The sequence below is a fragment of the Vibrio gazogenes genome (genome assembly GCF_023920225.1).
In the GTDB taxonomy this organism is placed as follows: domain Bacteria; phylum Pseudomonadota; class Gammaproteobacteria; order Enterobacterales; family Vibrionaceae; genus Vibrio; species Vibrio gazogenes.
This window is the reverse complement of the sequence record NZ_CP092587.1, coordinates 961,583-986,769: the sequence shown is the minus strand read 5'-3', so window position 1 is coordinate 986,769 and position 25,187 is coordinate 961,583. Positions and strand designations below refer to the sequence as shown.

The window sequence follows — 25,187 nt, the reverse complement described above, 5'->3', positions numbered from 1 at the left end:
TTTTTATATTCTACCTTTTATGACAGACCAATCGCATAACGTAACACTTGTTTTTTAAGCATCCCGGAATGATTTGCCAATTTTAAGGCAACATTCCTGACGACTTTTACTGGTGTATGGTCGTTACTGAAAGTTTTATAAAATACATCCATTCCTGTTTGCATCAGTAAATTATCCGGTCTTCTACGCTGTTCGTAACGGACAAAAGCACTTTCGTCGAGCTTACTTGATTCTGAAAGCTGCTTGAGCAAACACTTCACATCTTTAAAACCGAGATTCACACCTTGTCCGGCAAGCGGATGAATCGTATGAGCCGCATCACCAATCAAAACACAACGTTTGGCAACATATTGATGTGCATGGCGCCGAGTCAAAGCAAATGACCCATGCTGAACCACATCGACCTCTCCAAGCTCTGGGGGGAAATGTGCTTGAATTTGTTGCGCCAGTTGTGTTGAAGATAACTGACTCAATTGGCGAATTTTCTGGGGTGAATCGTACCAGACGAGCGAAGCCTGATGCCCACTTAATGGTAAAAATGAACGCGGACCTGATGGATAAAAGCGTTGCCAAGTCACGTCCTGTTGTGGCTGTTCGGTCTTTACATGAATCAACATACAGTGTTGACGATAATCCCATGCGGTGACCCCGATACGAGCGAAATCACGCACCTGAGAATGAGCACCATCGGCACCAACAACCCACTGAGCACAAATCATCGGCTCTTCATCTAGGTGTAAACAATTCTCCTGCTCACCGAACTCAATCTTTTGTAAGCGGCTCGGACACTTCACCGTTAAATTAGGATGTTGCTGAAATGCCTGCCATATACCAAGCTGGATAATACGATTTTCAACCATATAACCTAACTGCTCCAACCCGATATCATGTGCATCAAAACTGGTTCTGCATTCAACAGATTCCCATGTTTCAAGGCGACGGTAGGGACACACTCGCATCAACTCAATATGTTGCCACACACCCAATGATTCAAGCAGTTTGACCGAAGCCATCGAGATAGCAGAGACCCGAACATCCATGGGTTGAATCGCATCAAAAGGCTGTGGCTGATGGCTTTCCAGTAAAACAACTTTTTTACCCTGCTGTGCCAACCCCAAGGCTAAAGCGGCACCGACCATGCCACCACCGACAACAGCAACTTGATATATTTCCATAATGCTGACTACTTATGACTAATTTTGACCCCGTGATTGTACGGGCTCACTGTCATCTTGAGAACTAATTTTGTCTCATTCACTTAGTCAGACAAAGATATTGCCAATGATTTAACAATAAATAACATCAAACCTCTGATTGCCGTTTCATTGTATATTGTGATCAGTGTTAAACACTGGTCAGCAGGTTTTGAAAACAGTACAATACGCCGCTTACCGTCAGTACGGTAATTTTCAGTATATACTAGGGGCATGAGCCCCAAAGCATTCAGACAGACAAAACGAGCGAAAGTGAGATGAGTAAGAAACTGCTAATTAAAACCTGGGGTTGCCAAATGAATGAATATGATTCATCCAAAATGGCCGACCTACTCAACGCAGCAAGTGGCTATGAGTTAACAGAAGAACCAGAGGAAGCAGATGTCCTACTATTGAATACCTGTTCAATCCGAGAAAAAGCGCAAGAAAAGGTATTCCATCAATTAGGTCGCTGGAAAAATTTAAAGGATAATAAACCGGGTGTTGTCATTGGCGTCGGTGGTTGCGTCGCCACTCAAGAAGGTGACCATATCCGTGAACGGGCACCATTCGTTGATGTGATCTTTGGACCACAAACGCTACATCGCCTGCCGGAAATGATTAAGCAGTCTCAATCTGATGAAATGCCCGTCATGGACATTTCCTTCCCAGAAATTGAAAAATTCGACAGTCTGCCGGAACCTCGGGCTGATGGCGCAACTGCCTATGTTTCCATCATGGAAGGTTGTTCAAAATACTGCACTTACTGTGTGGTGCCATATACGCGTGGTGAAGAAGTCAGCCGTCCAATGGATGATGTGCTGTATGAAATTGCGCAACTTGCCGAACAAGGCGTTCGCGAAGTCAATTTGCTCGGCCAGAACGTCAATGCGTACCGTGGCGCCACGTATGATGGTGAGATATGCTCATTTGCAGATCTATTACGGTTGGTTGCATCGATTGATGGTATTGACCGAATCCGTTTCACGACCAGCCACCCGTTGGAATTCACCGACGATATTATTGCGGTTTACGAAGATACTCCGGAATTGGTCAGCTTCCTGCATCTCCCGGTACAAAGCGGGTCTGATCGTATTTTGACAATGATGAAACGCCCACATACGGCCATTGAATATAAATCGATCATTCGTAAACTACGTAAAGCACGTCCGAATATTCAAATCAGTTCTGATTTTATTGTCGGCTTCCCCGGTGAATCGGATAAAGATTTCCAAGACACGATGAAACTGATTCGAGATGTAGACTTTGATATGAGTTTCAGCTTTATCTTCTCTCCTCGCCCGGGTACACCGGCAGCAGATTATCCTTGCGATTTGAGCGAGGCCGTGAAGAAAGAGCGTCTGTATGAATTACAGCAAACCATTAATAGTCAGGCAATGCGCTACTCACGTCTGATGTTAGATACCGAGCAACGTATTCTGGTTGAAGGGCCATCGAAAAAGAATTTGATGGAATTACGGGGTAGAACAGAAAACAATCGTGTTGTGAATTTTGAAGGATCAGCAGACCTGATCGGTCAGTTTGTAGATGTCAAGATTGTGGATGTTTTCCCGAACTCTCTGCGCGGTGAACTGATTCGTACCGAGCAGGAAATGGATCTACGCGTGGTTACTTCCCCGCTGGAAATAATCCAGAAGACACGTCGAGAAAATGAACTGGGAGTTGCTACATTTACCCCTTAGTCTCGAACTATTCTCCATCCGGTTTCCGGTCAAAATCGGAAACCCGAGGATGGCATCATGAGAGGTCACATTGAGTAATAAAATTATCACACTGGAAATCAGTCTGGAACCATCCGATAACCGTCGCCTTGCAAGTCTGTGTGGCCCGTTTGACGATAATATCAAGCAGCTTGAACGTCGTCTGGGCGTTGAAATTAATTACCGCAACCACCAGTTCACCGTCGTCGGTAAACCGCATACCACAACGGCAGCTATCGATATTCTCAAAACGCTTTATGTGAATACGGCGCCGGTCAGAGGACAAATTCCGGATATTGAACCGGAACAAATTCACCTTGCCATCAAAGAGTCCGGTATTCTGGAACAGCATGCTGAACCTTCCTTTGAGCACGGGAAAGAAGTCTTCGTCAAAACGAAGAAAGGGATGATTAAACCCAGAACACCGAATCAGGCGCAATATCTGATGAACATGGTGACACATGATATTACTTTCGGGGTCGGACCTGCCGGAACAGGAAAAACATATCTTGCCGTAGCCGCTGCCGTTGATGCACTCGAACGCCAAGAAATTCGTCGTATTCTGTTGACACGTCCAGCCGTTGAAGCGGGTGAGAAACTCGGATTCCTCCCGGGCGATCTCAGTCAAAAAGTCGATCCTTACCTTCGTCCACTGTACGATGCGCTGTTTGAAATGCTGGGTTTTGAACGAGTTGAAAAACTGATTGAGAGAAACGTGATTGAAGTCGCTCCTCTCGCCTATATGCGAGGCCGGACACTCAATGATGCATTTATTATCTTGGATGAAAGTCAGAATACTACGGTCGAGCAGATGAAAATGTTTTTGACCCGTATCGGTTTCAATTCAAGAGCGGTCATCACTGGTGATGTGACTCAGATTGACTTGCCTCGTGGTGCCAAATCAGGACTCCGTCACGCAGTAGAAGTTCTGAATGAAGTCAATGAAATCAGCTTCAATTTCTTCCAAGCAGATGATGTCGTTCGTCATCCGGTTGTTGCCCGGATTATCAATGCTTATGAAAAATGGGAAACACAAGATCAAAGAGAGCGCAAAGAGTACGAAAAAAGACGCCGGGAAACGCAACAAAACCGCGCAGCCGAAGAGCAACAAAACACTTCTCCAACCGTACCGGAGTCTGATCAATCATGAGTATTGTGCTCGATTTACAAGTTGCCGTAGAACATCCGGAAAATATTCCCTCTGAAGAGAATTTTTCTCGCTGGCTCACAGCGGCTGTCTCCCCTTTTCAGACACAAGCAGAAGTCACCATTCGAATTGTTGACCATGTGGAAAGTCAGCAACTAAACTCTCAATATCGTGGAAAAGACAAACCGACCAATGTATTGTCATTTCCGTTTGAAGCACCACCGGGTGTCACATTGGATCTGTTAGGCGATCTGGTGATTTGCCTCGAAGTTGTCGAACAAGAAGCCGATGAACAGCATAAACCGTTGCTCGCTCATTGGGCGCATATGGTTGTACATGGTAGCCTTCATCTGTTAGGTTATGATCATATCGACGATGACGAAGCTGTAGAAATGGAGTCACTCGAAACAGAAATCATGTTGAAATTGGGCTATCAAGACCCATATTTAACAGAGAAATAGTAGAACAGATAATCAACACGCCCCTGTTCTACGATGTGTGCTATCACACGTCTGATAGCGTGACTGAATAGAGTAACAATGAACGAAGACAATTCGCAGAATTCTGAAGGTCCGAGTAAGAAGTCCTTTTTCGGACGTTTAGGTCAGCTTTTTCAGGGCGACCCCAAAGATCGACAGGAATTGGTAGAAGTTATCCGGGATTCGGAAATCAATGACCTGATCGATCACGATACGAAAGATATGTTGGAAGGGGTCATTCAAATTTCTGAAATGCGAGTTCGGGATATTATGATACCCCGATCTCAGATGGTGACGATTGACAGAGACGCATCTCTCGACAAACTCATCACTCTCATCACCGATGCCCAACACTCACGGTATCCTATCATCAGTGAAGATAAAGACCATGTTGATGGTATCTTGCTGGCAAAAGATCTGCTCAAATATCTCGGTTCAACATGTACACCATTTCATATTGATGAAGTTATCCGTCCTGCTGTTGTCGTTCCCGAAAGTAAACGAGTCGATCGGTTATTGAAAGAGTTCCGAGAAGAACGCTACCACATGGCGATTGTTGTCGATGAATTTGGTGGTGTGTCCGGGCTTGTTACCATCGAGGATATACTGGAAGAAATCGTTGGAGATATCGAAGATGAAACCGATGATGAAGAACAACAGGATATCCGTAAACTAAGCAAACACACTTTCTCCATCAATGCACTGACGACGATTGAAGACTTTAATCAGACATTCGGTACCAAATTCAGTGATGAAGAAGTGGATACCGTTGGTGGGCTGGTGATGACAGCATTCGGTCATCTCCCTGAACGGGGCGAAGTGGTGCAATTGTCTGACTATCAATTTAAAGTGACCAGTGCAGATAACCGACGTGTTGTTCAACTACAAGTGACAATTCCTGACGTTGAAACCATTTCAGAAGAGTTTCAAGAATAGTAATATAACCGGTAACCATTCTCTACCGAGTTCAATAATAATAACTAATGTCTAATCCAAACTATTCTCGTTTTATGCGGCCATTCATGGCCGTTTTTTCTGGCGCCATCGGGTCATTTGCTTTTGCGCCCTACGCATGGTGGCCGTTAGCATTCCTCTCTCTGTATTTTTTATTTCTTCTCTTATATCGGCGCTCAGCGAAACAAGCTTTCCTGCTAGGGCTACTTTGGGGACTCGGGTTCTTCGGTCACGGGGTCTATTGGATTCACGTCAGCATTGATACGTTTGGCGGTGTGCCTAAAGTGGTCAGTATCCTACTGATGGGGTTACTCTCTGCTTATCTGGCTCTTTATCCGGCCTTGTTCGGTTACACCCTGAACCGCTATTTTCCTCGAGAGTCTGCAATCCGCTATCTATTAGTAGTCCCTGCACTTTGGCTGGTGAACGAATGGTTACGGGGATGGGTCTTTACCGGGTTTCCGTGGCTCTGGCTCGGATATAGCCAAATCGATACGCCTTTAGCAAATTATGCACCTATCGGAGGCGTCGAACTGATCACACTCGCGATAGCTTTGATCTCTGCCGCAATGGCATACCTCACCTTGCAGCGGCAATGGCTCGCCCTGCTTGTTCCATTCGGTATTTACGGAATTGCAGCTAGCCTCAATTGGGTTCACTGGGTCTCACCACAACCTGAGCGTCAAACTACCGTTGCGCTTGTTCAAGGCAATATTGATCAAGCACTCAAATGGCGTCCCAGTGAACGATGGCCAACGCTGATGAAATATGCAGATTACACGCAAGAGAATTGGGATGCAGATATTATCATCTGGCCGGAAGCCGCGATTCCAGCCTTTGAACATGAATTACCGACGTATCTGAGCTCTCTGGATGAACTCGCCCGAAAAAATCACTCAGCACTACTCACGGGGATATTAACCAGACCCGATAATCACACATTCTATAACAGTATTCTTGCGCTCGGTCAGGGAACGCCCGTATACCAAAGTGTCAACAGACCCAAATATAAGAAACATCATCTGCTGCCATTTGGCGAATTTGTTCCTTTTGAACAGTGGCTACGACCACTGGCTCCACTGTTCAATCTTCCGATGTCTTCATTTTCTCCGGGACCCTATATTCAGCCGAATATTCAAGCCAATGACCGCTTCTTCGTGGCAGCACTTTGCTATGAAATCGTATTTAACGAACAGATCCGAGAAAATGTCACCGATCAGACTGACTTTCTGCTGACCTTGTCAAACGATGCTTGGTTTGGACGCTCGATCGGCCCACTTCAACATATGGAAATAGCGAGGATGCGGGCACTTGAACTGGGAATCCCCCTCATTCGTTCAACCAATAATGGCGTGACAGCCATCACTGACTATCGGGGGAAAATCACCCATCGGTTGCCGCAATTTGAAGCCGGTGTTCTCAAAGCAACGCTGACACCAACCCAGGGGAAGACGCCTTATCGCATGTTAGGCTCGTGGCCACTTTATGGCTGGATAGCGTTCAGTTTATGCTTAGGATTTATCCTCACCCGCTCTCGTGATCAGTAACGATATAACGTGAGCGGGTGACAAAGTTCAGCCTTTCTGTCACGACTTTGAGTGAAAAGAAACCCGGCTGAACTGATCATGGCCGCAGTTCATACAAGGGATAATTTCTGTCGGGTGGTTATATTCCATTTTATGACCACACCGTTCACAAACCAGTACACCAAGGCCAATCACATCACCCGCTTTATACGTCCCTTGATGATCCAGTTCGTGATGCAGTTCCGCCCATTCTAAAGCCGTTCGATCCGTAATCGATGCCAAAGCCTCCCAGATCGAGTTAGAAATCATCACTGAAAAAGGGCCACTTTTGCTTTCCTCATAATGTTCAGCAAACTCATGCAAATCGGCTTTCATATAAGCAGAGATCAGTGCCAATTCATCTTTAGTCATATCAGACGCAGCCTGAACCACTTTTTCCGATGTTTCGATTGCATGCTGTAGCCCTTCCGGACTCTGTTGTACGGTTTCAACCACCTCTTGTAACAGAGTTTCATATCCCGATTTATGTTTTGACATGACAAACCTCTTCCAAACTAGATTGACTATTGTTGTGTACTCTCGCTTTAGGTATTCTATGGCGATCTATTCGTACCTGTTCTAACTGAACTCACAAATTCCAAGATAATCGGACATCATCGATGCAAGAACAATATAATCCACAAGAAATTGAGCCCAAAGTTCAAGCGTATTGGGAAAGTAGCAAAACCTTTACTGTTACAGAAGATCCTAGCAGAGAAAAATTTTACTGTTTATCTATGTTTCCGTACCCAAGTGGCCGACTGCACATGGGACACGTACGTAATTATACGATCGGTGATGTGATTTCCCGCTTTCAACGCCTGCAAGGTAAAAATGTCATGCAGCCCATTGGGTGGGATGCATTCGGTCTTCCGGCTGAAAATGCAGCAGTCAAAAATAAAACTGCGCCGGCACCATGGACCTATGAAAATATCGAATACATGAAAAACCAGTTGAAACTGCTGGGATTCGGTTATGACTGGAACCGGGAGTTTGCAACTTGCCGCCCCGAATACTATCGCTGGGAACAAGAGTTCTTTACCAAGTTGTATGAAAAAGGCTTAGTCTACAAAAAAACCTCTTCCGTGAACTGGTGTCCGACCGACCAAACGGTTCTGGCCAACGAACAGGTCGAAAACGGCTGTTGTTGGCGTTGTGATACCCCCGTCGAACAGAAAGAAATCCCGCAATGGTTTATTAAAATCACCGCTTACGCTCAAGAACTTCTGGACGACTTGGATACACTGGACGGCTGGCCGGAAATGGTTAAAACCATGCAGCGTAACTGGATTGGTCGTTCCGAAGGGGTTGAATTACAGTTTGACGTTCCGAACTACGGCGCACTGGAAGTCTACACCACTCGTCCGGATACATTGATGGGAGTGACTTATGTCGGTATCGCAGCAGGCCATCCGCTGGCGGCCATTGCTGCGCAAAATAGTCCGGAAATCGAACAATTTATTGAAGCGTGTAAAAATAACAAAGTCGCCGAAGCCGAATTGGCAACAATGGAGAAGAAAGGCATCGATACGGGCCTGAAAGCCATTCACCCACTCAATGGACGTGAAGTGCCGGTCTACATTGCCAATTTTGTTCTGATGGATTACGGCACAGGTGCTGTCATGGCTGTTCCTGCACATGACCAGCGAGACTTTGAATTTGCAACCAAATATGGGCTAGAGATTCAACCAGTCATTCAACCAGCAGACGGAAGTTCCTTTGATATTGCTGAAGCAGCCTATACAGAAAAAGGTATCTTGTGCAATTCCGGTGAGTTTGATGGTCTGAACTTCGACCAAGCACTGGATGCCATTGCCGCCAAACTCGAATCAGAAGGCAAAGGACACAAGACCGTTAATTTCCGTTTGCGCGATTGGGGGGTTTCCCGCCAACGCTACTGGGGTGCACCAATCCCGATGGTCACCACGCAAGACGGTGAAGTTCACTCAGTACCGGCCGACCAATTACCCGTACGGCTCCCGGAAGATGTCGTAATGGATGGGGTCACCAGCCCGATTAAAGCAGACAAAACATGGGCTGAAACGACTTATAACGGTCAACCGGCTCTGCGTGAAACCGATACTTTCGATACCTTTATGGAATCATCATGGTATTACGCTCGCTACTGTTCACCGCAAGCCGATCAAATCGTAGATCCCGAGCAAGCCAACTATTGGCTCCCTGTCGATCAGTATGTGGGCGGCATTGAACACGCATGTATGCACCTGCTTTATTCACGTTTCTTCCATAAACTCCTTCGTGATGCCGGTTACATCTCTTCAGATGAGCCATTCAAGAAGTTGTTGTGCCAAGGTATGGTTTTGGCCGACGCATTCAGCTACCAGAATGAAAAAGGTGGCAAAGAATGGGTTTCACCAACTGAAGTAAAAATTGAGCGGGACGGCAAAGGACGTATCACCTCTGCCATCGATGCAAAAGGGCGTCAGGTCGCGCATTCCGGCATGGTCAAAATGTCGAAATCGAAAAATAACGGTATCGACCCTCAGGAAATGGTTGATAAATACGGTGCGGATACGGTCCGACTGTTTATGATGTTTGCCTCCCCTGCGGATATGACGTTGGAATGGCAGGAATCAGGCGTTGAAGGCGCAAACCGCTTTTTGAAACGTGTCTGGAAACTGGTACTTGAGCACACCACTCAAGGTGAAGCACCTGTCGTTGAACCGCAATCACTGAATAACGAACAAAAAGCACTCCGTCGAGAAGTTCATAAGACCATCGCGAAAGTCACCGACGATATTGAACGCCGTCAAACGTTCAATACCGCGATAGCCGCGATTATGGAATTAATGAACAAATTGGGCAAAGCGCCTCAGGAAAATCCTCAGGATCGCGCCATACTGGATGAAGCTCTCAAAGCGATTGTGGTGATGCTGTCGCCAATTACACCGCATATCTGCTTCGAACTGTGGCAAGCCTTAGGGAACTCGGATCTCGATCATGCCCCTTGGCCAACCTACGATGAAAAAGCGCTGGTCGAAGATGAAAAACTGATTGTTTTGCAAGTCAATGGTAAGGTGCGTGGTAAACTGACCGTTGCAGCAGATGCTCCCCAAGAGCAAGTGGAAAGCTTGGGACTGCAAGACGAAAATGTTCAGAAATTTACCGATGGTCTGACGATCCGGAAAGTGATCTATGTTCCGGGTAAGTTACTGAGCATTGTGGCAAACTAATTGGATTGTATGTTAACGACAGACTGTACGTTAACGACAGATTGCATGTTATAAATGAATGTGTCTGTTAACAACACCGACATGTTTGCAAATGCGAATAGTGCGTGAGTGACAAGATCGTACTAAAAAGATGGTGCGTTACTCAAAAAATAACGTTACATCTTGAATTGTGATGAACTCAATCACTAAATAGGAGTCAGTAGACAGATGTTGATAATGTTTACTGACTCTAGGGGCTGTTGACCTTTCATGGTTGAATTTTGTTCAATCTGAACAGGTATTGATCGCGGCGCGGGGCATGCCGCTTAGCTATCCTAAGCAAATGACCCGTAACAAAGAGCAAGACACGTTCAGATGAACCCTCTGGGCAGCATTTGTCGCTCATTTATCCAGCGTTAGGTCATGGTTCATGTAGATCGCTACACTTCACATGACCTGCCTTGACTAAATGAGCGACAAATTGCTGCAAAAACCATCACGAAAGGTCAACAGCCCCTAGTGATTTAAGGACAGGATATTTCCCATCATCGATGGTTTGTCACACGGTGTGATGATCTGGAACTATCTCTGTTCAATAGATTAAAATAGGATTCGAATGCGTTCACTTCATCCCTCATTACTACGACATATTTTCCTGACACTGTTGACAATCTCGTTGACGGCCTGCGGTTTTCATTTACGGGGAGATTATGATGTGCCGGAAGCGTTAGATAAACTATCGGTAACCAGTTACGATCAATACAGTCAGTTTACCCGAATCGTCAAAAACCGACTGAGACTGAATGAAATTGAGATCGTTGAACCGGCTGAAGACATTCCTAACTTACATCTCGTCAGCGAAGCGATTTCATCAAGAACACTGTCTATTTATCAGAATACGATCGCAGCGGAAAAAGAGCTGACACTCAATGCGACGTTCCGAGTTACAGTTCCCGATGTGGGTACCAAAACGTTCACAACGACGGTTACCCGTAGTTATCTGGACAACCCGCTCACGGCTTTGGCAAAGTCAATGGAAAGTGCCATGCTTATTGATGAGATGCGTCAACTGGCTTCATCTCAGATTATCCGTCTCATGGCGCGTTTAAAACCAGACCTGACTTTATCTAAACGTTCAGAGCGTTCGCGGCAACACAACATGTCTGAGCAGAGTGATAGCCATAGTCATGTGTCAACCACTGAGGTTTCAACGGATCAACACACAATAAGCCAATAGAGTTGGACTGAGATTTTGATGCGTATATTTGCGGAAAAATTGCCGGAACATCTTCAACATCAGTTGATGCCAGTTTATCTCCTCTTCGGAAATGAACCGTTATTATTGCAAGAGTCCCGGCTTTCGATTGCCCAAAAAGCCAAAGCGCAAGGTTTTACTGAAATCTACCGTTATCAGGCGGACAATACACTGGACTGGCACCAGGTCTTTGACCATTTTCAGGCATTTAGTCTGTTTTCAAACCAACAATTGGTCGAGTTAACCCTTCCTGACGGTAATATGAATGCTCAGTTAACGGGACAGTTACTTGCGCTGGGAGAGATGTTGCATCCGGATACGATTTTGGTGGTGATTGGCAATAAACTCACCAAAGCGCAGGAAAACACTAAATGGTTTAAAGCCTTAGCCACACAAGGCTGTTTAGTAAACTGCCTGACACCGGATCTCAACCGCCTGCCACAATTTGTTATGCAGCGTTGTCGGAAACTGAAACTCGTTCCCGACCCGGAAGCGTTACAGATGTTGGCACAATGGCACGAAGGAAACCTGCTGGCTCTTGCTCAGAGTCTGGAGAAACTGGCGCTACTCTACCCTGATGGCCAACTGACACTGATCCGAGTCGAAGCTTCGCTGTCCCGACATAATCATTTTACTGTCTATAACTGGACGGATGCTTTACTGGACGGAAAATCCAACCGTTGCCAGCGCATTTTGCGTCAGCTCGAGGCCGAAGGCACTGAACCCGTATTACTGTTACGTTCAGTCCAGAAAGAATTACGCTTGCTAACCATCCTTCATGCCGAGCAGCAAGACGCATCGCTACATGCACTGATGGATAAACATCGCATTTGGAAAAATAAGCGCTCACTTTATGTGAATGCACTCAACCGACTCAGTGCGAACAAACTATACATGCTGATCCACACCTTGAGTCATATTGAACTCTCGGTCAAAACACGCTACGACATCAATCCATGGCCATTACTTCAAGCGTTTAGCTTACAATTTACCCAAGCCGGTTTGACGCCCGCTTTGCCTGATTAAAAGCATGATATACTTTAAACAGGTTTGAAAAACATCTGTGATTCAAATCTGCTGATAAAAATAAGTCGTTAGAAAGTAGAGATAAAGTTAGAGGAAATTTCATTGCAATACGAAGAACTGAAAAATTTTTTAGTGGATAAAGCAGATGATATGAAAGCTGAAAATATCACAGCTCTTCATGTCACCGGAAAGTCCAGTGTCACCGACTACATGGTGATCTGCACCGGAACATCAAAACGTCACGTGTCATCGATTGCCAATCATGTCGCCAGCGAAGCCAAAAAATTAGGCATGTCTCCTTTGGGAATGGAAGGTGACTCAGAAGGAGAATGGGTCGTTCTGGATATGGGAACATCGATGTTGCACGTCATGCAAGAAGAACAGCGATCACTCTATCAGCTTGAAAAACTCTGGAGCTAAAGCGTGAAGATTCAGCTAGTTGCCGTGGGTACCAAAATGCCCCAATGGGTTGAACAGGGGTTCAATGAATATCAACGTCGCTTCCCGCATGATATGCCTTTAGAGCTTGTTGAGATCCCCGCCGGAAAACGGGGTAAAAATGCAGATATCCCTAGAATACTCGATAAAGAAGGGGAAGCGATGCTCGCGGCAATACCGAAAGGACATCGTATTGTCACACTCGATATTCCGGGAAAACGCTGGGACACCCATCAACTGGCACAACAGATGGAAAGCTGGAAATTAGATGCCCGTAATGTCTCCATCTTAATTGGTGGACCCGAAGGGTTATCACCGGCCTGCAAACAAGCCGCGGAACAAAGCTGGTCTTTATCACCACTCACGCTCCCTCACCCTTTAGTCCGTATTGTGATGGCTGAAAGCTTATACCGTGCCTGGAGTGTCACCACCAACCATCCTTATCATCGAGAATAATACGAGATGCTTCGCAAACGCAGTCAGATCCGAGACTACAAGTCAGAAGACAATCTGTTTCGCAACAGGGCTATCATTTCGTTTTTAGCGATTATCGTTCTGGTTGGGGTGTTAATTGCAAACTTGTATACCCTTCAGGTCGTGCAATTTCAGGATTACAGAACCCGCTCTAACGATAATCGGATTAAAATTGTCCCGATCGCCCCAAACCGCGGGTTGATTTATGATCGCAATGGGGTCTTACTGGCAGAGAATCGCCCTATCTTTGATTTGGAAATTACACCGGAACAAGTCGATAACATGGATGCGACGATTCAGCGGTTAAGACAACTCATTGATATTACGCCGGAACAAGTCGCGGCTTTCCACAAAGAATTACGTCAAACCCGACGCTTCAATTCGGTGCCGATTCTGACGCAATTGACACCGGAAGAAGTTGCTAAGTTTTCAGTGAATCAATACAAATACCCGGGAGTTGCTGTCACAGCACGTCTGAAACGTTATTACCCTTTCGGTAAAATGCTGACCCATGTGATCGGCTATGTTTCCCGAATCAATGACCACGATATCGAACGCCTGAAACGAGAAGCAAAAGAGGCGAACTATCAGGCAACCCGTGACATCGGTAAGTTGGGTATCGAACGCTATTACGAAGATATTCTACATGGCATGCCGGGATATCAGGAAGTTGAAGTCAACAGCCGTGGACGTGTCATCCGTACCCTCAAATATGTACCGCCAGTGCCGGGCAAAGATCTGGTCCTGAATATAGATATCAACTTACAGCGTTACGTTTATCATTTGCTTGATGGCAAAAGAGGCTCAGCGGTCGTCCTTGATCCGAAAGACAATGGCGTACTGGCAATGGTTTCCAGCCCAAGCTATGACCCAAATGCCTTTGTCCACGGTATCACCAGCAAAGCTTATCGGGCCCTGTTGAGTGATAAAGACCATCCTCTGGTCAATCGTGCCACATTAGGTATCTACCCACCGGCATCGACTGTCAAACCATTAATTGCCGTCTCTGCATTGCAAGAAGGGGTCATCACCCCACACACCACTCGCAATGATCCGGGATACTGGCGAATTCCCAATTCAAAAACCAAACCTTTCCGGGATTGGCTCCGATGGGGACATGGTAAAGTCAACATCACCAAAGCATTGGAAGAATCCGTTGATACATTTTTCTATCAAGTCGCTTACGATATGGGTATCGATCGCCTGTCTCGCTGGATGAAAATGTTCGGTTACGGCGAATATACCGGCATTGATATCTTCGAAGAAAGTAAAGCCAATATGCCGACCAGAGAGTGGAAAATGGCTCGCCACCGAACCCCTTGGTATCAGGGAGACACGATTCCCGTTGGGATCGGTCAGGGCTATTGGACAGCAACGCCGATGCAAATCACGAAAGCGATATCGGTCTTAGTCCACCATGGTAAGGTACTGGCACCACATTTCCTCCGGGCTACCATTGAAAATGGAGAACCTTTTAGCAAGCGACAAATGGCAGAAGTTGAAACCTATCCGCCGATTACCGGCGTACCGGAGAAATACTGGGACATCGCAATCAATGGCATGTATCTGGTCAATCATGGTCCTCGCGGAACGGCACGTCATGCATTCAAGCATCTCAAGTATAAAAGTGCCGGTAAGTCAGGGACAGCTCAGGTTTTCGGCCTCGCGGAAGGAGAAGAATATAATGCAGACGATCTTGCAGAACACTTGCGCGACCATGCACTATTCACTGGATTTGCCCCCGTCGATAATCCGAAAGCCATTGTCACTATCGTATTGGAAAATGCGGGAGGCGGCTCCAGTCATGGTGCTCCCGTCGTGCGAAAAATATTCGATCACATTATTCTAGATGAAGACCAACAAGAGAAGAAAAACTAATGGAATTCGATCCATCTACAGGCCAAAGTCGGGCATTCTTTGAACGTTTGCACATTGATCTTCCTCTGTTACTCGGTCTACTGCTGGTTATGGGGTTTGGATTGGTAGTGATGTATAGTGCCAGTGGCCAAAATATGGCAATGATGGAGCGCCAAGCGATGCGGATGGTCTTGGCGCTCACCATCATGGTTGGCCTTGCTCAGTTATCGCCCCGAAGTTATGAATCTTTGGCACCATTTCTGTTTTTCTGTGGGGTGCTACTCCTTGTCGGTGTTCTGATTGCAGGAGAAGTATCAAAAGGTGCGCAACGCTGGCTCGATATCGGTGTGATCCGTTTTCAGCCTTCAGAATTACTTAAATTAGCCGTCCCGCTGATGGTCGCCCGATATATCGGTAAACATCCGCTCCCGCCGTCATTTAAGACCCTCTGTGTATCTCTGGTTATGGTCTTAGTCCCGACGATTCTCATCGCAAAACAACCCGACTTAGGGACATCGATTCTGATTGCAGCTTCCGGTATCTTTGTCATTTTCCTCGCGGGCATCAGTTGGCGTTTCATCTTTGCTGCACTATTTGCCGCAGGAGCTTTTGTGCCGATTCTGTGGTTCTTTTTAATGCGTGAATACCAAAAAGTGCGTGTGCGAACATTATTCAATCCCGAATCTGACCCATTAGGCGCCGGCTATCATATTATCCAGAGCAAGATTGCTATTGGCTCCGGTGGTATTCTGGGCAAAGGCTGGCTACATGGGACTCAGTCACAACTTGAATTTCTGCCAGAACGCCATACTGATTTTATTTTCGCCGTGATTGCCGAAGAATGGGGGCTGGTTGGCATTGTTGCTTTGCTCTCAGTTTACCTGTTTATTATCGGGCGAGGTCTTTATCTGGCCAGTAATGCCCAGACCGCTTTCGGTAAAATGATGGCGGGGAGTATTGTGCTCAGCTTTTTTGTCTATGTGTTTGTCAATATTGGTATGGTGAGTGGAATTTTACCTGTTGTTGGCGTTCCGCTACCATTAATCAGTTATGGTGGGACATCCATGGTAACGCTCATGGCAGGCTTTGGCATCCTGATGTCAATTCATACTCACCGAAAAGCATTTTCAAAGGCAATCTGATGAGCATTCGACTGCTTCTATATTATAGCGCAATCCTTCTGTTTATGGCTGGCTGTAGCTCTTCCAGCCGTTATGATATCCGTGATGATGTGGCTCCCAGACAACCCATTTCCGTTGATAATATCGAGGATGCCCACCCCAAATACGAATCTTATAGTCTTGGCGGAAACAAAGACTATACTGTTCGAGGGAAAAAGTACCATATCATCAAAAATCCAAAGGGCTTTAAGGAACAAGGGCTTGCCTCTTGGTACGGTAAAAAGTTCCATGGTCATCAAACCTCCAATGGTGAGATTTATGACATGTACTCCATGACCGCAGCCCATAAAACGTTGCCGATTCCCAGCTATGTCAGGATCACAAACATGAATAATGGGAAAACGGCGATTGTTCGCGTCAATGACCGCGGACCTTTCCACACCGGAAGAATCATCGATTTAAGCTATGCCGCGGCATACAAGCTTGACGTCATCCGAACAGGCACAGCCCCAGTCAAAATAGAGGTACTCACTTATGACCGCCCAACTGTGACAGCGGCGGCTCCCCCTAAAAAACACCAATCTGACTATGTCATTCAAGTTTCTTCTTCAACACATTTGGAAAGAACCCGAACTTTATCGCAAGATTTGAGTCAGAAGTTATCTGTGACCAGCTATATCGACAGCCTGAACGGTAGTCATCGGGTTTTTCTCGGACCGTTTCATGACTATTCCCAGACGCAACAAACGCTGGAACAGGTGAAACAGCTGGGCTACAGCACCGCCTTTATCAGGAAGCACCGGCAGATACAATAAATACCGGAAAATCTGGCCGAATCGCCCTTTGGGTCTGGCTTGAGAAAATGAGTTTCTGTTAAGATACGTATAACTAATCGTAAAATTCTGCATTTATCATGAATAAAAAAATATTTTTAAAGTCGATTTCTACCCCTTTTATTGCCTTAGCGGCAATATTTACATTCACTGCTTCAGCCTCTCCGATAGTGGTTCCGGATGCACCTCAAATTGCAGCCCGAGGCTATGTTCTGATGGATTATCATTCAGGTAAAATCCTCGCAGAAAAAGAGATGAACACCAAACTCCCCCCAGCCAGTTTGACCAAAATGATGACCAGTTATGTCATCGGTCAAGAACTGGCCCGTGGCAACATCTCTCCAGATGACGATGTAGTTATCAGTAAAAACGCATGGGCGAAAAACTTTCCGGACTCTTCCAAAATGTTCATCGAAGTTGGAACGACCGTGAAAGTGAAAGACTTAAACCGCGGTATCATCATCCAATCCGGTAATGATGCTTGTGTGGCGATGGCTGAGCATGTCGCGGGTTCCGAAGATGCGTTTGTCGATTTGATGAATGCTTGGGCCAACACCATCGGTATGAAGAATACTCATTTTGAGAACGTACACGGACTGGACCACAGCAATCACTATTCAACGCCTTATGATATGGCAATTTTGGCGCAAGCACTGATTCGTGACGTGCCGAACGAATATAAACTCTATTCTGAAAAGAAATTCACTTATAACGGCATTACCCAATATAACCGTAACGGCCTGCTCTGGGATAAGAGCATGAACGTTGATGGTATTAAGACGGGTCACACTAGCCATGCAGGTTACAGCCTTGTCAGCTCAGCGACAGAAGGCAACATGCGTTTAATCGCTGTAGTCATGGGTACGAAAAGTGCGAATGCTCGGAAGTCAGAAAGTAAAAAGCTGCTCAGCTATGGCTTCCGCTTCTTTGAAACTGTCGCACCACATAAAGCCGGAGAAACGTTTATCAATGAGCGTATCTGGATGGGTAACAAAGACACCGTTGCACTGGGTGTTGATAAAGATACCTATGTCACGTTACCAAGAGGACAAGCGAAAAACCTGAAAGCCAGTTTTGTCTTGGAGAAAGCACTGGAAGCACCGATTAAAAAAGGTGATGTCGTCGGTAAACTGTACTATCAGCTGGAAGGTAAAGATGTTGCCCAATATCCATTAATCGCACTGGAAGATGTCAACAAAGGTGGCATTTTCAGTCGTCTATGGGATTACATCGTCTTGTTATTTAAAGGATTATTCTAACCCTGACTATCGCGTGATGTAAAAATCACGCTCAAGAAAAAAGCCTGACACAATGTCAGGCTTTTTTGTCACTAAGCTCTTCGTGTTATCAAACAATCCATCCAATCTTATACACGGCTTGCCGATTATGTCTCTTGTTCTGCTGTCCGTTTTGGCCAGTGGAGCGACTCACGACGCAAAACTCTTTCGATATCTTTAAGCTGTGCGGGTTTCGGCAGCACATCATCCATTCCACAGGTTTTATACTGCTCAATATCTTCTTCACTGGTGTTAGCCGTGTAAGCGACAATATAAGGCTGCTTCATATCAACCTGACAGCGAATTTCACGTGTGGCTTCCATCCCGTTCATCTTGCTCATGTAGATATCCATTAAAATCACATCATAACTACTGTTTCGTACTGTCTTCAGCACTTGAGTACCATCTTCGATGGTATAAACCCGGTGACCTAATTTCTCCAACATAAATCGTGCTAGTGACTGATTCAGTGAACTATCATCGACCACCAAAATATTCAGCGGCGTACACTGCTGGATCGATTGTCTGTTTTTAACGGATGGGTCACCGCCCTGCTCTACCACCTGATAGGGAATATCAAACCAAAATGTCGCACCGAGTCCGGGCATACTTTCGACCTGAATATCTCCCCCCATCATTTCAACAAAACTTTTACAAATCGAGAGGCCTAACCCCGTGCCGCCCATATGAGAGCCGACTTGCATGAAAGGCTGGAACAGACGTTTCAGATGTTCTTGTTCAATGCCTATGCCTGAATCCTTAATCTTAAAGACAAGACGAGGCTCACGATCATCACGGGTTAAATTCACGCTGAGGCGAATCTCACCGTGGTAAGTAAACTTAGCTGCATTCCCTAACAAATTAATCAAAATCTGTTGCAGTTTTTTAGAGTCGCTTCGGATGTATTGAGTCACAGCGTCGCTGATCTCGTAACTCAGTCGAATCTCTGACGATTTCAGTTGTGGACGAATTAAATCAATCACGGTCGATATGAGTGGGCGCAGCTCGAAGTTGTCAGGCTCGAAGGTAATTTTATCTGCCTCAATTTTCGACAGATCAAGGATATCATTCACAATCGCCAGTAATGAACTCCCGCCAGACTCAATAATATTGAGAAACTCCTGCTGTTTGGTATCCAGACGAGAATGGCTCAGAAGTTCGGTGGCACCAAGAATACCATTCAACGGTGTTCGGATTTCATGACTCATCACCGCGACAAACTTACTTTTGGCCCGATTGGCAGACTCAGCAGCTTTCCTGGCCGCTTGTAGCGCAGCGGTACTGCGGCGCAACTGCATCAAGTTATGTCGGATATACGTTAAATACCCCCCGACTAAGATACTGAAATTAATGAAGAGAAAAATAGAAAACCCAGCCAATCGAAGGCGGGTCTCACCTTCCTCTGCCTTTTGGTGTGCGTAATACTCTCTCATCGACATCTCGGCCGCAGCGATGTAGCGCGAGCCATCTGCGGATCGCATCGGGACGAAAACAGCACGAAAGTCGCCCCAATGGTCATCATAATCCGCCCAGATAATACGATCTTCATGTAATGCGGTGAGTAATTGGTGACTGGCATCAGGATAGGGATCGAAAAAGCGGACATAAGTATTATTTTTCAACTCATCTTCAGATGCGCTGGATGATACGAGAACCGCCTGTCCGCCCCGCTCAATCACCGTATAAATATAAGTCAGATCCATCTTTCTGCTATATTCGGTCAATCGCTCGATCGCATGCCAATCTTCCGCTTCAGTTTTAGAATTTTTATCAACTAATCCGTCATGGTAATGCTCTCCCAAAACCGCAGCGGCCACTAAAGCACCATGATAGAGCCGATTATTCAGATCATCTTCAATCGACTGTTTCGCTTGGACATACAGATATGCCACAAAAGAAACACAGGAAATGACATACACACAACAAAACAGGACAAACTTCCACGTTTCTTGAATACGAAACCTTTTACGATGAGCATTTTTAGCAATCTGCTGCATTATTTCTTAACCTACTAAACTCACGACAAAATCAATGCCATCTCTATCAGAATAAACCCAAGATTCAGTTTCAGCACACACTAATCAGTTGCATAAACGATACGCCCAATATAAGACGTACCGCAGCCGAACACACTCATCTGCATAGCACTTCACTAACATATTAATCTTTATACATTTATTTTTTCTTGAGTACCACACCCTTCGCTAAAGTAGCATTCGAGTAAATTCACATTCAGAATATAAACTAACTTTATATAACTAAAATCATTCAATAAACTGATAAAGTTTGCGTGAAACCACACAAACACACACAATTTGAGTATAAAAGTGCATCTTGAGATCCATGTCATTAATCAGTATGATCCCCCTCCTTATCTATCGACCTCAGCCGGAGTTGCACTTATGTTAACAATAAACTCAGATGCAAAACTGAAAGACTTGCTTGAATTTCCTTGTTCATTTACCTACAAGGTTATGGGCCACGCAAAACCGGAGTTACCAGAACTGGTTCTTGAGGTCATCCAGCGTCATGCTCCCGGTGATTACAGCCCAACCGTCAAGCCAAGTGCAAAAGGAAACTATCATTCAGTTTCCATCAATATCACTGCGACATCGATCGAACAGGTTGAGACACTCTACAAAGAGTTAGGCGCGATTGATATTGTACGTATGGTTTTGTAAACAGGACTGAAAGCTATAGACACAACCGAAAATTCTATTATTTTTTGAAAAATTCAATTTTTTTTGAAAGATAACGGTAGCAGTCTTTCCTTATTAATCAAATCGTTAGAATGGCTCATCCAAAGATGCGGCCATTTTTTATCATCATTGAGTAGTTCCATTGCTCGAAGCAGTTTATAATCCAAACACTTTATTTATCGCGGATGAGTCATATTATGGAGAACCAACTCGTTATCAAACGACTCGGTCAACAGGACTATCAGCCTATCTGGCAAGCGATGCACGATTTTACCAACCAGCGAACAGAGACAACCTGTGATGAAGTCTGGCTGGTTGAACATCATCCTGTTTTTACGCAGGGTCAAGCCGGAAAAGCAGAACACATTCTCAACCCGGGAGACATCCCCGTCATCCAGAGTGATCGCGGTGGGCAAGTCACTTATCATGGTCCCGGGCAACTGGTCGTTTATTTTCTTCTCGATCTAAAACGTAAGAAGCTTGGCGTCAGAGAACTCGTCACACACATTGAAAACATTGTCATCGAGACCCTGAATGCATTTGATATTCAGTCACAGGCCAGAGCCGATGCGCCCGGTGTGTATGTCGGCAATAAAAAAATCTGCTCGCTGGGGCTGCGGATTCGCAGAGGCTGCTCTTTCCATGGACTGGCTCTGAATGTCAATATGGACTTATCACCGTTTTTAAGAATCAATCCTTGTGGTTATCAAGGCATGGAAATGGTTCAGGTCAGTGAGCTCGGAGGCCCATCCGACATGCACACCGTCGAAGAACAACTCATCACAACGCTTGTAACAACACTGGGTTACGAGCATGTAGAATTCAAAACAGAAGCAATATCATGAGCAAACCAATTCAAATGGAAAAAGGCGTCAAATACCGCGACGCTGACAAAATGGCACTGATTCCGGTCAAAAACATGCCGACCGAACAGAAAGAACAACTGCGTAAGCCCGAATGGATGAAGATTAAGCTGCCATCAGATAGTCAGCGCATTCAGGATATTAAATCCGCCATGCGCAAAAATAATCTGCATTCAGTCTGTGAAGAAGCGTCCTGTCCCAATCTGGCAGAATGCTTTAATCACGGCACCGCGACCTTTATGATTCTGGGCGCAATTTGTACGCGTCGCTGTCCTTTTTGCGATGTCGCACACGGACGTCCTTTAACACCGGATGCACAAGAGCCGAACAAACTTGCGCAGACAATTCGCGATATGAAACTCAGATATGTTGTGATCACCTCGGTTGACCGGGATGACCTACGTGATGGTGGCGCTCAGCATTTTGTCGACTGTAACCGAGAAATTCGAGCACTCAGCCCCGATATTCGTATCGAAACGCTGGTACCCGATTTTAGAGGTCGGATGGATGCAGCACTGACCATCCTGCAAGATAATCCGCCAGATGTATTCAATCACAATCTGGAAACAGCGCCCCGCTTGTACCGCAAAGTCAGACCCGGTGCAAATTACAAATGGTCGCTTGAGTTATTACAAAAATTCAAACAGCAACACCCGGACATCCCAACCAAATCTGGGCTAATGATGGGGCTGGGTGAAACCAAAGAAGAGATCGTCGAAGTGCTGAAAGATCTACGTGCGCATGGTGTGACCATGCTGACTTTGGGCCAATATCTGGCACCGAGCCGCCATCACCTGCCTGTTGAACGGTATGTGCCGCCGGAAGAGTTTGATGAACTGAAAGAGATTGCGCTTGAGCTGGGCTTTACTCATGCTGCGTGTGGTCCATTTGTTCGTTCATCCTATCATGCCGATCTGCAAGCCAAAGGCATTGAAGTAAAATAACCCCACTCAGGTCGGTGCATTGCATCGGCCTGAGTGCTCTCTCAACAGCACGAATTCTCACAAGTCACACTCACATCCATGCTTTCGATTTGCTCAGAAACAACACCGCATAGCAAATGTGAAACGATTACCATAATTTGTGTCATGATATTGAATCTATGATCGTTGTTCTATAGTCTAGAGGGCAACTTGAATTCACTGTCGATGTAAGGATATATATGATGAAAACTGCCACTATCTGGGGCATTGTCGGACTCGCGCTCACACTCGCAGGTTGTGCTTCAAATACCAAAGAAGATAACTACCGCGAAGCGTCTTTTGAACTTTGTAATACCGACGTGAAAGTCTACTCGCTGGATAATGCAGGGCGCGTTCGCATCGTCTGTGCCGACGGCTCTAAATTTGCGCTCAAATCAGAAGATACACTCGAAGTCATGCGTGGGATCAATATTGATTACTGTGATGGCGAAGGGTTAGGCAAATTTACTGAAAGTGAAAAATACTACTTATTCAAATGTAAGTCAGGTACAACACTGAGCATCTCTAAAGATTAACCCGATTACTGAAGGCGATGTTCTCAAGCGATTGCCCTTTCACTGACACTTTTGAATATCTTGTTTGGCTGTGAATCGACTTGATTTGACAACAATAAACCCGCTTAAAGCGGGTTTATTTTTATCACCGGAATGTGAAGACGACTTAGGCGTAAACAGGGAGACGCTTACAAATTTCAAGCACTTTTGCTTTGGTCGCATTAATCACACTTGAATCATTGATGTTATCCAGCACATCACACATCCAGTTTGCCAACTCTTTCGCATCATCGACAGTAAAGCCACGTCGGGTAATCGCTGGTGTACCGACACGAATACCAGACGTCACAAATGGGCTACGCGGATCATTTGGCACAGAGTTCTTATTCACCGTAATATTTGCTGCACCGAGCGCTGCATCTGCGTCTTTGCCCGTAATATCTTTGTCGATCAAATCAACTAAGAAGAGGTGGTTTTCGGTACTATTCGAGACAATTTTATAGCCGCGAGCTTGGAACTGTGCAACCATCGCTTTTGCATTTTGCACCACACGTTCCTGATACGCTTTAAATTCGGGTTCCATTGCTTCTTTGAACGCAACCGCTTTTGCCGCAATCACATGCATCAGCGGGCCACCCTGACCACCGGGGAATACAGCAGAGTTCAGTTTTTTGTACATCTCTTCACCAGCGTTTGACAGAATCAAACCACCACGAGGGCCTGCCAGTGTTTTATGTGTTGTGGTTGTGACAACATGCGCATGAGGAATCGGCGTCGGATAAGCACCAGCAGCAACCAGACCTGCCACATGAGCCATATCAACAAACAGGTAAGCATCGACTTTATCAGCAATTTCACGCATCCGAGCCCAATCAACAATCTGTGAATAAGCAGAAAAACCACCGATAATCATTTTCGGCTTATGTTCAACGGCCAGTGATTCCATTTCTTCGTAGTTAATCTGACCACTTTCATCAATACCATAAGGAATCACATGATAATGTTTACCGGAGAAGTTAACTGGAGAACCATGCGTTAAGTGACCACCGTGAGCCAGACTCATCCCTAAAACCGTATCACCGGGATTCAATAATGCCATGTATACGGCACTGTTCGCCTGAGAACCGGAGTGAGGCTGGACGTTTGCATATTCACAGTTAAACAGTTGACATGCGCGCTCAATCGCTAATGTTTCAACTTTATCGACATACTCGCAACCACCATAATAGCGCTTACTCGGATAGCCTTCTGCATACTTATTGGTCAGTTGAGAACCCTGAGCTTCCATGACGCGTGGACTGGTATAATTCTCTGAAGCAATAAGTTCAATGTGCTCTTCCTGACGAAGAGTTTCTTCTTGAATGGCTGCGAAAAGATCCGCATCATAATCAGCGATATTCATATCACGCTTAAGCATCTGTATCTCCTGACTCAGATTGACTGGAAAGTTTAATAAAACTGCATTTTGACTTAACGCAAACGTTTTCGTCACTTAACTTGGCGCGTATTCTACCTAAATTGGTTTATGTCATAAAGCCCAAATAGACAAATTATCATGCAGTTTTTTCATGATACCGAAAAGTCACACCACGATAGCATCACAAGTGTCAACTTTTGGGTTTACATGATGTAAAA

The 25,187-nt window shown here is 45.5% G+C and carries 22 protein-coding genes; 18 read left to right on the top strand and 4 right to left on the bottom strand.

Annotation, left to right across the window (positions count from 1 at the left end):
* Positions 1 to 17: 17 nt before the first annotated feature.
* Positions 18 to 1,175: a 2-octaprenyl-3-methyl-6-methoxy-1,4-benzoquinol hydroxylase gene (locus tag MKS89_RS04555; RefSeq protein WP_072960811.1), complete on the bottom strand. Its 1,158-nt coding sequence runs from the start codon at positions 1,173 to 1,175 to the stop codon at positions 18 to 20.
* Between the two features lie 296 nt (positions 1,176 to 1,471).
* On the opposite strand from MKS89_RS04555, the gene miaB reads away from it, so the two are divergent.
* The 5 genes from miaB (at position 1,472) to lnt (ending at position 7,041) form a co-directional block, all read left to right on the top strand.
* Entirely contained in the window at positions 1,472 to 2,896 is a 1,425-nt protein-coding gene (miaB, locus tag MKS89_RS04550; RefSeq protein ID WP_072960808.1) for a tRNA (N6-isopentenyl adenosine(37)-C2)-methylthiotransferase MiaB, read from the top strand.
* Between the two features lie 70 nt (positions 2,897 to 2,966).
* On the top strand, positions 2,967 to 4,064 hold the full coding sequence (locus MKS89_RS04545; protein WP_072960805.1) for a PhoH family protein: 1,098 nt from the start codon (positions 2,967 to 2,969) through the stop codon (positions 4,062 to 4,064).
* Positions 4,061 to 4,522 (top strand): rRNA maturation RNase YbeY, encoded by a 462-nt coding sequence (gene ybeY, locus MKS89_RS04540; protein WP_072960802.1) that lies wholly within the window; start codon positions 4,061 to 4,063, stop codon positions 4,520 to 4,522. The genes MKS89_RS04545 and ybeY overlap by 4 nt, the downstream gene beginning before the upstream one ends.
* A gap of 78 nt (positions 4,523 to 4,600) precedes the next feature.
* Positions 4,601 to 5,476 (top strand): CNNM family magnesium/cobalt transport protein CorC, encoded by an 876-nt coding sequence (corC, locus tag MKS89_RS04535; protein WP_072960799.1) that lies wholly within the window; start codon positions 4,601 to 4,603, stop codon positions 5,474 to 5,476.
* Between the two features lie 47 nt (positions 5,477 to 5,523).
* Positions 5,524 to 7,041 (top strand): apolipoprotein N-acyltransferase, encoded by a 1,518-nt coding sequence (gene lnt, locus MKS89_RS04530; protein WP_072960795.1) that lies wholly within the window; start codon positions 5,524 to 5,526, stop codon positions 7,039 to 7,041.
* A 39-nt stretch (positions 7,042 to 7,080) separates the two neighbouring features.
* Here the strand turns inward: lnt and MKS89_RS04525 are convergent, their stop codons facing one another.
* The gene (locus tag MKS89_RS04525; RefSeq protein WP_072960792.1) at positions 7,081 to 7,557 is read right to left on the bottom strand and encodes a zinc ribbon-containing protein; all 477 of its coding nucleotides are present in this window, start codon (positions 7,555 to 7,557) and stop codon (positions 7,081 to 7,083) included.
* 122 nt (positions 7,558 to 7,679) lie between these two features.
* Between MKS89_RS04525 and leuS the strand changes: the two genes are divergently transcribed.
* From leuS to MKS89_RS04480, 9 genes are all read left to right on the top strand, one after another.
* Positions 7,680 to 10,253 (top strand): leucine--tRNA ligase, encoded by a 2,574-nt coding sequence (gene leuS, locus MKS89_RS04520; RefSeq protein WP_072960790.1) that lies wholly within the window; start codon positions 7,680 to 7,682, stop codon positions 10,251 to 10,253.
* 595 nt (positions 10,254 to 10,848) lie between these two features.
* Entirely contained in the window at positions 10,849 to 11,469 is a 621-nt protein-coding gene (locus tag MKS89_RS04515; RefSeq protein ID WP_072960787.1) for an LPS-assembly lipoprotein LptE, read from the top strand.
* A gap of 18 nt (positions 11,470 to 11,487) precedes the next feature.
* Complete coding sequence (gene holA / locus MKS89_RS04510; RefSeq protein WP_072960785.1) at positions 11,488 to 12,513, top strand: DNA polymerase III subunit delta; 1,026 nt, start codon at positions 11,488 to 11,490, stop codon at positions 12,511 to 12,513.
* 102 nt (positions 12,514 to 12,615) lie between these two features.
* On the top strand, positions 12,616 to 12,933 hold the full coding sequence (rsfS, locus tag MKS89_RS04505; RefSeq protein ID WP_072960782.1) for a ribosome silencing factor: 318 nt from the start codon (positions 12,616 to 12,618) through the stop codon (positions 12,931 to 12,933).
* A gap of 3 nt (positions 12,934 to 12,936) precedes the next feature.
* On the top strand, positions 12,937 to 13,407 hold the full coding sequence (rlmH, locus tag MKS89_RS04500; RefSeq protein ID WP_072960779.1) for a 23S rRNA (pseudouridine(1915)-N(3))-methyltransferase RlmH: 471 nt from the start codon (positions 12,937 to 12,939) through the stop codon (positions 13,405 to 13,407).
* Between the two features lie 6 nt (positions 13,408 to 13,413).
* Positions 13,414 to 15,303: a penicillin-binding protein 2 gene (gene mrdA, locus MKS89_RS04495; RefSeq protein ID WP_072960776.1), complete on the top strand. Its 1,890-nt coding sequence runs from the start codon at positions 13,414 to 13,416 to the stop codon at positions 15,301 to 15,303.
* Complete coding sequence (gene rodA, locus MKS89_RS04490) at positions 15,303 to 16,424, top strand: rod shape-determining protein RodA (RefSeq protein WP_072960773.1); 1,122 nt, start codon at positions 15,303 to 15,305, stop codon at positions 16,422 to 16,424. Before mrdA ends, rodA begins: the two co-directional genes overlap by 1 nt.
* Positions 16,424 to 17,218 carry a septal ring lytic transglycosylase RlpA family protein gene (locus MKS89_RS04485; RefSeq protein WP_072960771.1) on the top strand — a complete coding sequence of 265 codons (795 nt, stop codon included), beginning with the start codon at positions 16,424 to 16,426 and terminating at the stop codon, positions 17,216 to 17,218. Before rodA ends, MKS89_RS04485 begins: the two co-directional genes overlap by 1 nt.
* Before the next feature lie 98 nt (positions 17,219 to 17,316).
* Positions 17,317 to 18,495: a serine hydrolase gene (locus tag MKS89_RS04480; protein ID WP_072960768.1), complete on the top strand. Its 1,179-nt coding sequence runs from the start codon at positions 17,317 to 17,319 to the stop codon at positions 18,493 to 18,495.
* Between the two features lie 125 nt (positions 18,496 to 18,620).
* Here the strand turns inward: MKS89_RS04480 and MKS89_RS04475 are convergent, their stop codons facing one another.
* Entirely contained in the window at positions 18,621 to 20,510 is a 1,890-nt protein-coding gene (locus MKS89_RS04475; protein WP_072960765.1) for an ATP-binding protein, read from the bottom strand.
* 405 nt (positions 20,511 to 20,915) lie between these two features.
* Here MKS89_RS04475 and ybeD point away from each other — a divergent pair, with 405 nt between their 5' ends.
* From ybeD to MKS89_RS04455, 4 genes are all read left to right on the top strand, one after another.
* Complete coding sequence (ybeD, locus tag MKS89_RS04470; RefSeq protein ID WP_072960762.1) at positions 20,916 to 21,194, top strand: DUF493 family protein YbeD; 279 nt, start codon at positions 20,916 to 20,918, stop codon at positions 21,192 to 21,194.
* 215 nt (positions 21,195 to 21,409) lie between these two features.
* Complete coding sequence (gene lipB / locus MKS89_RS04465) at positions 21,410 to 22,057, top strand: lipoyl(octanoyl) transferase LipB (protein WP_072960759.1); 648 nt, start codon at positions 21,410 to 21,412, stop codon at positions 22,055 to 22,057.
* Positions 22,054 to 23,019 (top strand): lipoyl synthase, encoded by a 966-nt coding sequence (gene lipA / locus MKS89_RS04460; RefSeq protein ID WP_341350716.1) that lies wholly within the window; start codon positions 22,054 to 22,056, stop codon positions 23,017 to 23,019. The genes lipB and lipA overlap by 4 nt, the downstream gene beginning before the upstream one ends.
* Before the next feature lie 221 nt (positions 23,020 to 23,240).
* Positions 23,241 to 23,573: a hypothetical protein gene (locus MKS89_RS04455; protein ID WP_072960754.1), complete on the top strand. Its 333-nt coding sequence runs from the start codon at positions 23,241 to 23,243 to the stop codon at positions 23,571 to 23,573.
* Between the two features lie 145 nt (positions 23,574 to 23,718).
* Here MKS89_RS04455 and glyA read toward each other — a convergent pair whose 3' ends face one another.
* Complete coding sequence (gene glyA, locus MKS89_RS04450; protein ID WP_072960752.1) at positions 23,719 to 24,969, bottom strand: serine hydroxymethyltransferase; 1,251 nt, start codon at positions 24,967 to 24,969, stop codon at positions 23,719 to 23,721.
* Positions 24,970 to 25,187: the final 218 nt, after the last annotated feature.

Bases quoted from the DNA above. Each gene is read 5' to 3' on its own strand.
- glyA (WP_072960752.1), bottom strand. From the start codon at position 24,969: ATGCTTAAGCGTGATATGAATATCGCTGATTATGATGCGGATCTTTTC.
- mrdA (WP_072960776.1), top strand. From the start codon at position 13,414: ATGCTTCGCAAACGCAGTCAGATCCGAGACTACAAGTCAGAAGACAAT.
- ybeD (WP_072960762.1), top strand. From the start codon at position 20,916: ATGTTAACAATAAACTCAGATGCAAAACTGAAAGACTTGCTTGAATTT.
- MKS89_RS04515 (WP_072960787.1), top strand. From the start codon at position 10,849: ATGCGTTCACTTCATCCCTCATTACTACGACATATTTTCCTGACACTG.
- MKS89_RS04485 (WP_072960771.1), top strand. From the start codon at position 16,424: ATGAGCATTCGACTGCTTCTATATTATAGCGCAATCCTTCTGTTTATG.
- miaB (WP_072960808.1), top strand. From the start codon at position 1,472: ATGAGTAAGAAACTGCTAATTAAAACCTGGGGTTGCCAAATGAATGAA.
- corC (WP_072960799.1), top strand. From the start codon at position 4,601: ATGAACGAAGACAATTCGCAGAATTCTGAAGGTCCGAGTAAGAAGTCC.
- MKS89_RS04555 (WP_072960811.1), bottom strand. From the start codon at position 1,175: ATGGAAATATATCAAGTTGCTGTTGTCGGTGGTGGCATGGTCGGTGCC.
- MKS89_RS04480 (WP_072960768.1), top strand. From the start codon at position 17,317: ATGAATAAAAAAATATTTTTAAAGTCGATTTCTACCCCTTTTATTGCC.
- lnt (WP_072960795.1), top strand. From the start codon at position 5,524: ATGTCTAATCCAAACTATTCTCGTTTTATGCGGCCATTCATGGCCGTT.
- leuS (WP_072960790.1), top strand. From the start codon at position 7,680: ATGCAAGAACAATATAATCCACAAGAAATTGAGCCCAAAGTTCAAGCG.
- rodA (WP_072960773.1), top strand. From the start codon at position 15,303: ATGGAATTCGATCCATCTACAGGCCAAAGTCGGGCATTCTTTGAACGT.
- MKS89_RS04475 (WP_072960765.1), bottom strand. From the start codon at position 20,510: ATGCAGCAGATTGCTAAAAATGCTCATCGTAAAAGGTTTCGTATTCAA.
- MKS89_RS04455 (WP_072960754.1), top strand. From the start codon at position 23,241: ATGAAAACTGCCACTATCTGGGGCATTGTCGGACTCGCGCTCACACTC.
- holA (WP_072960785.1), top strand. From the start codon at position 11,488: ATGCGTATATTTGCGGAAAAATTGCCGGAACATCTTCAACATCAGTTG.
- lipA (WP_341350716.1), top strand. From the start codon at position 22,054: ATGAGCAAACCAATTCAAATGGAAAAAGGCGTCAAATACCGCGACGCT.
- MKS89_RS04525 (WP_072960792.1), bottom strand. From the start codon at position 7,557: ATGTCAAAACATAAATCGGGATATGAAACTCTGTTACAAGAGGTGGTT.
- ybeY (WP_072960802.1), top strand. From the start codon at position 4,061: ATGAGTATTGTGCTCGATTTACAAGTTGCCGTAGAACATCCGGAAAAT.
- lipB (WP_072960759.1), top strand. From the start codon at position 21,410: ATGGAGAACCAACTCGTTATCAAACGACTCGGTCAACAGGACTATCAG.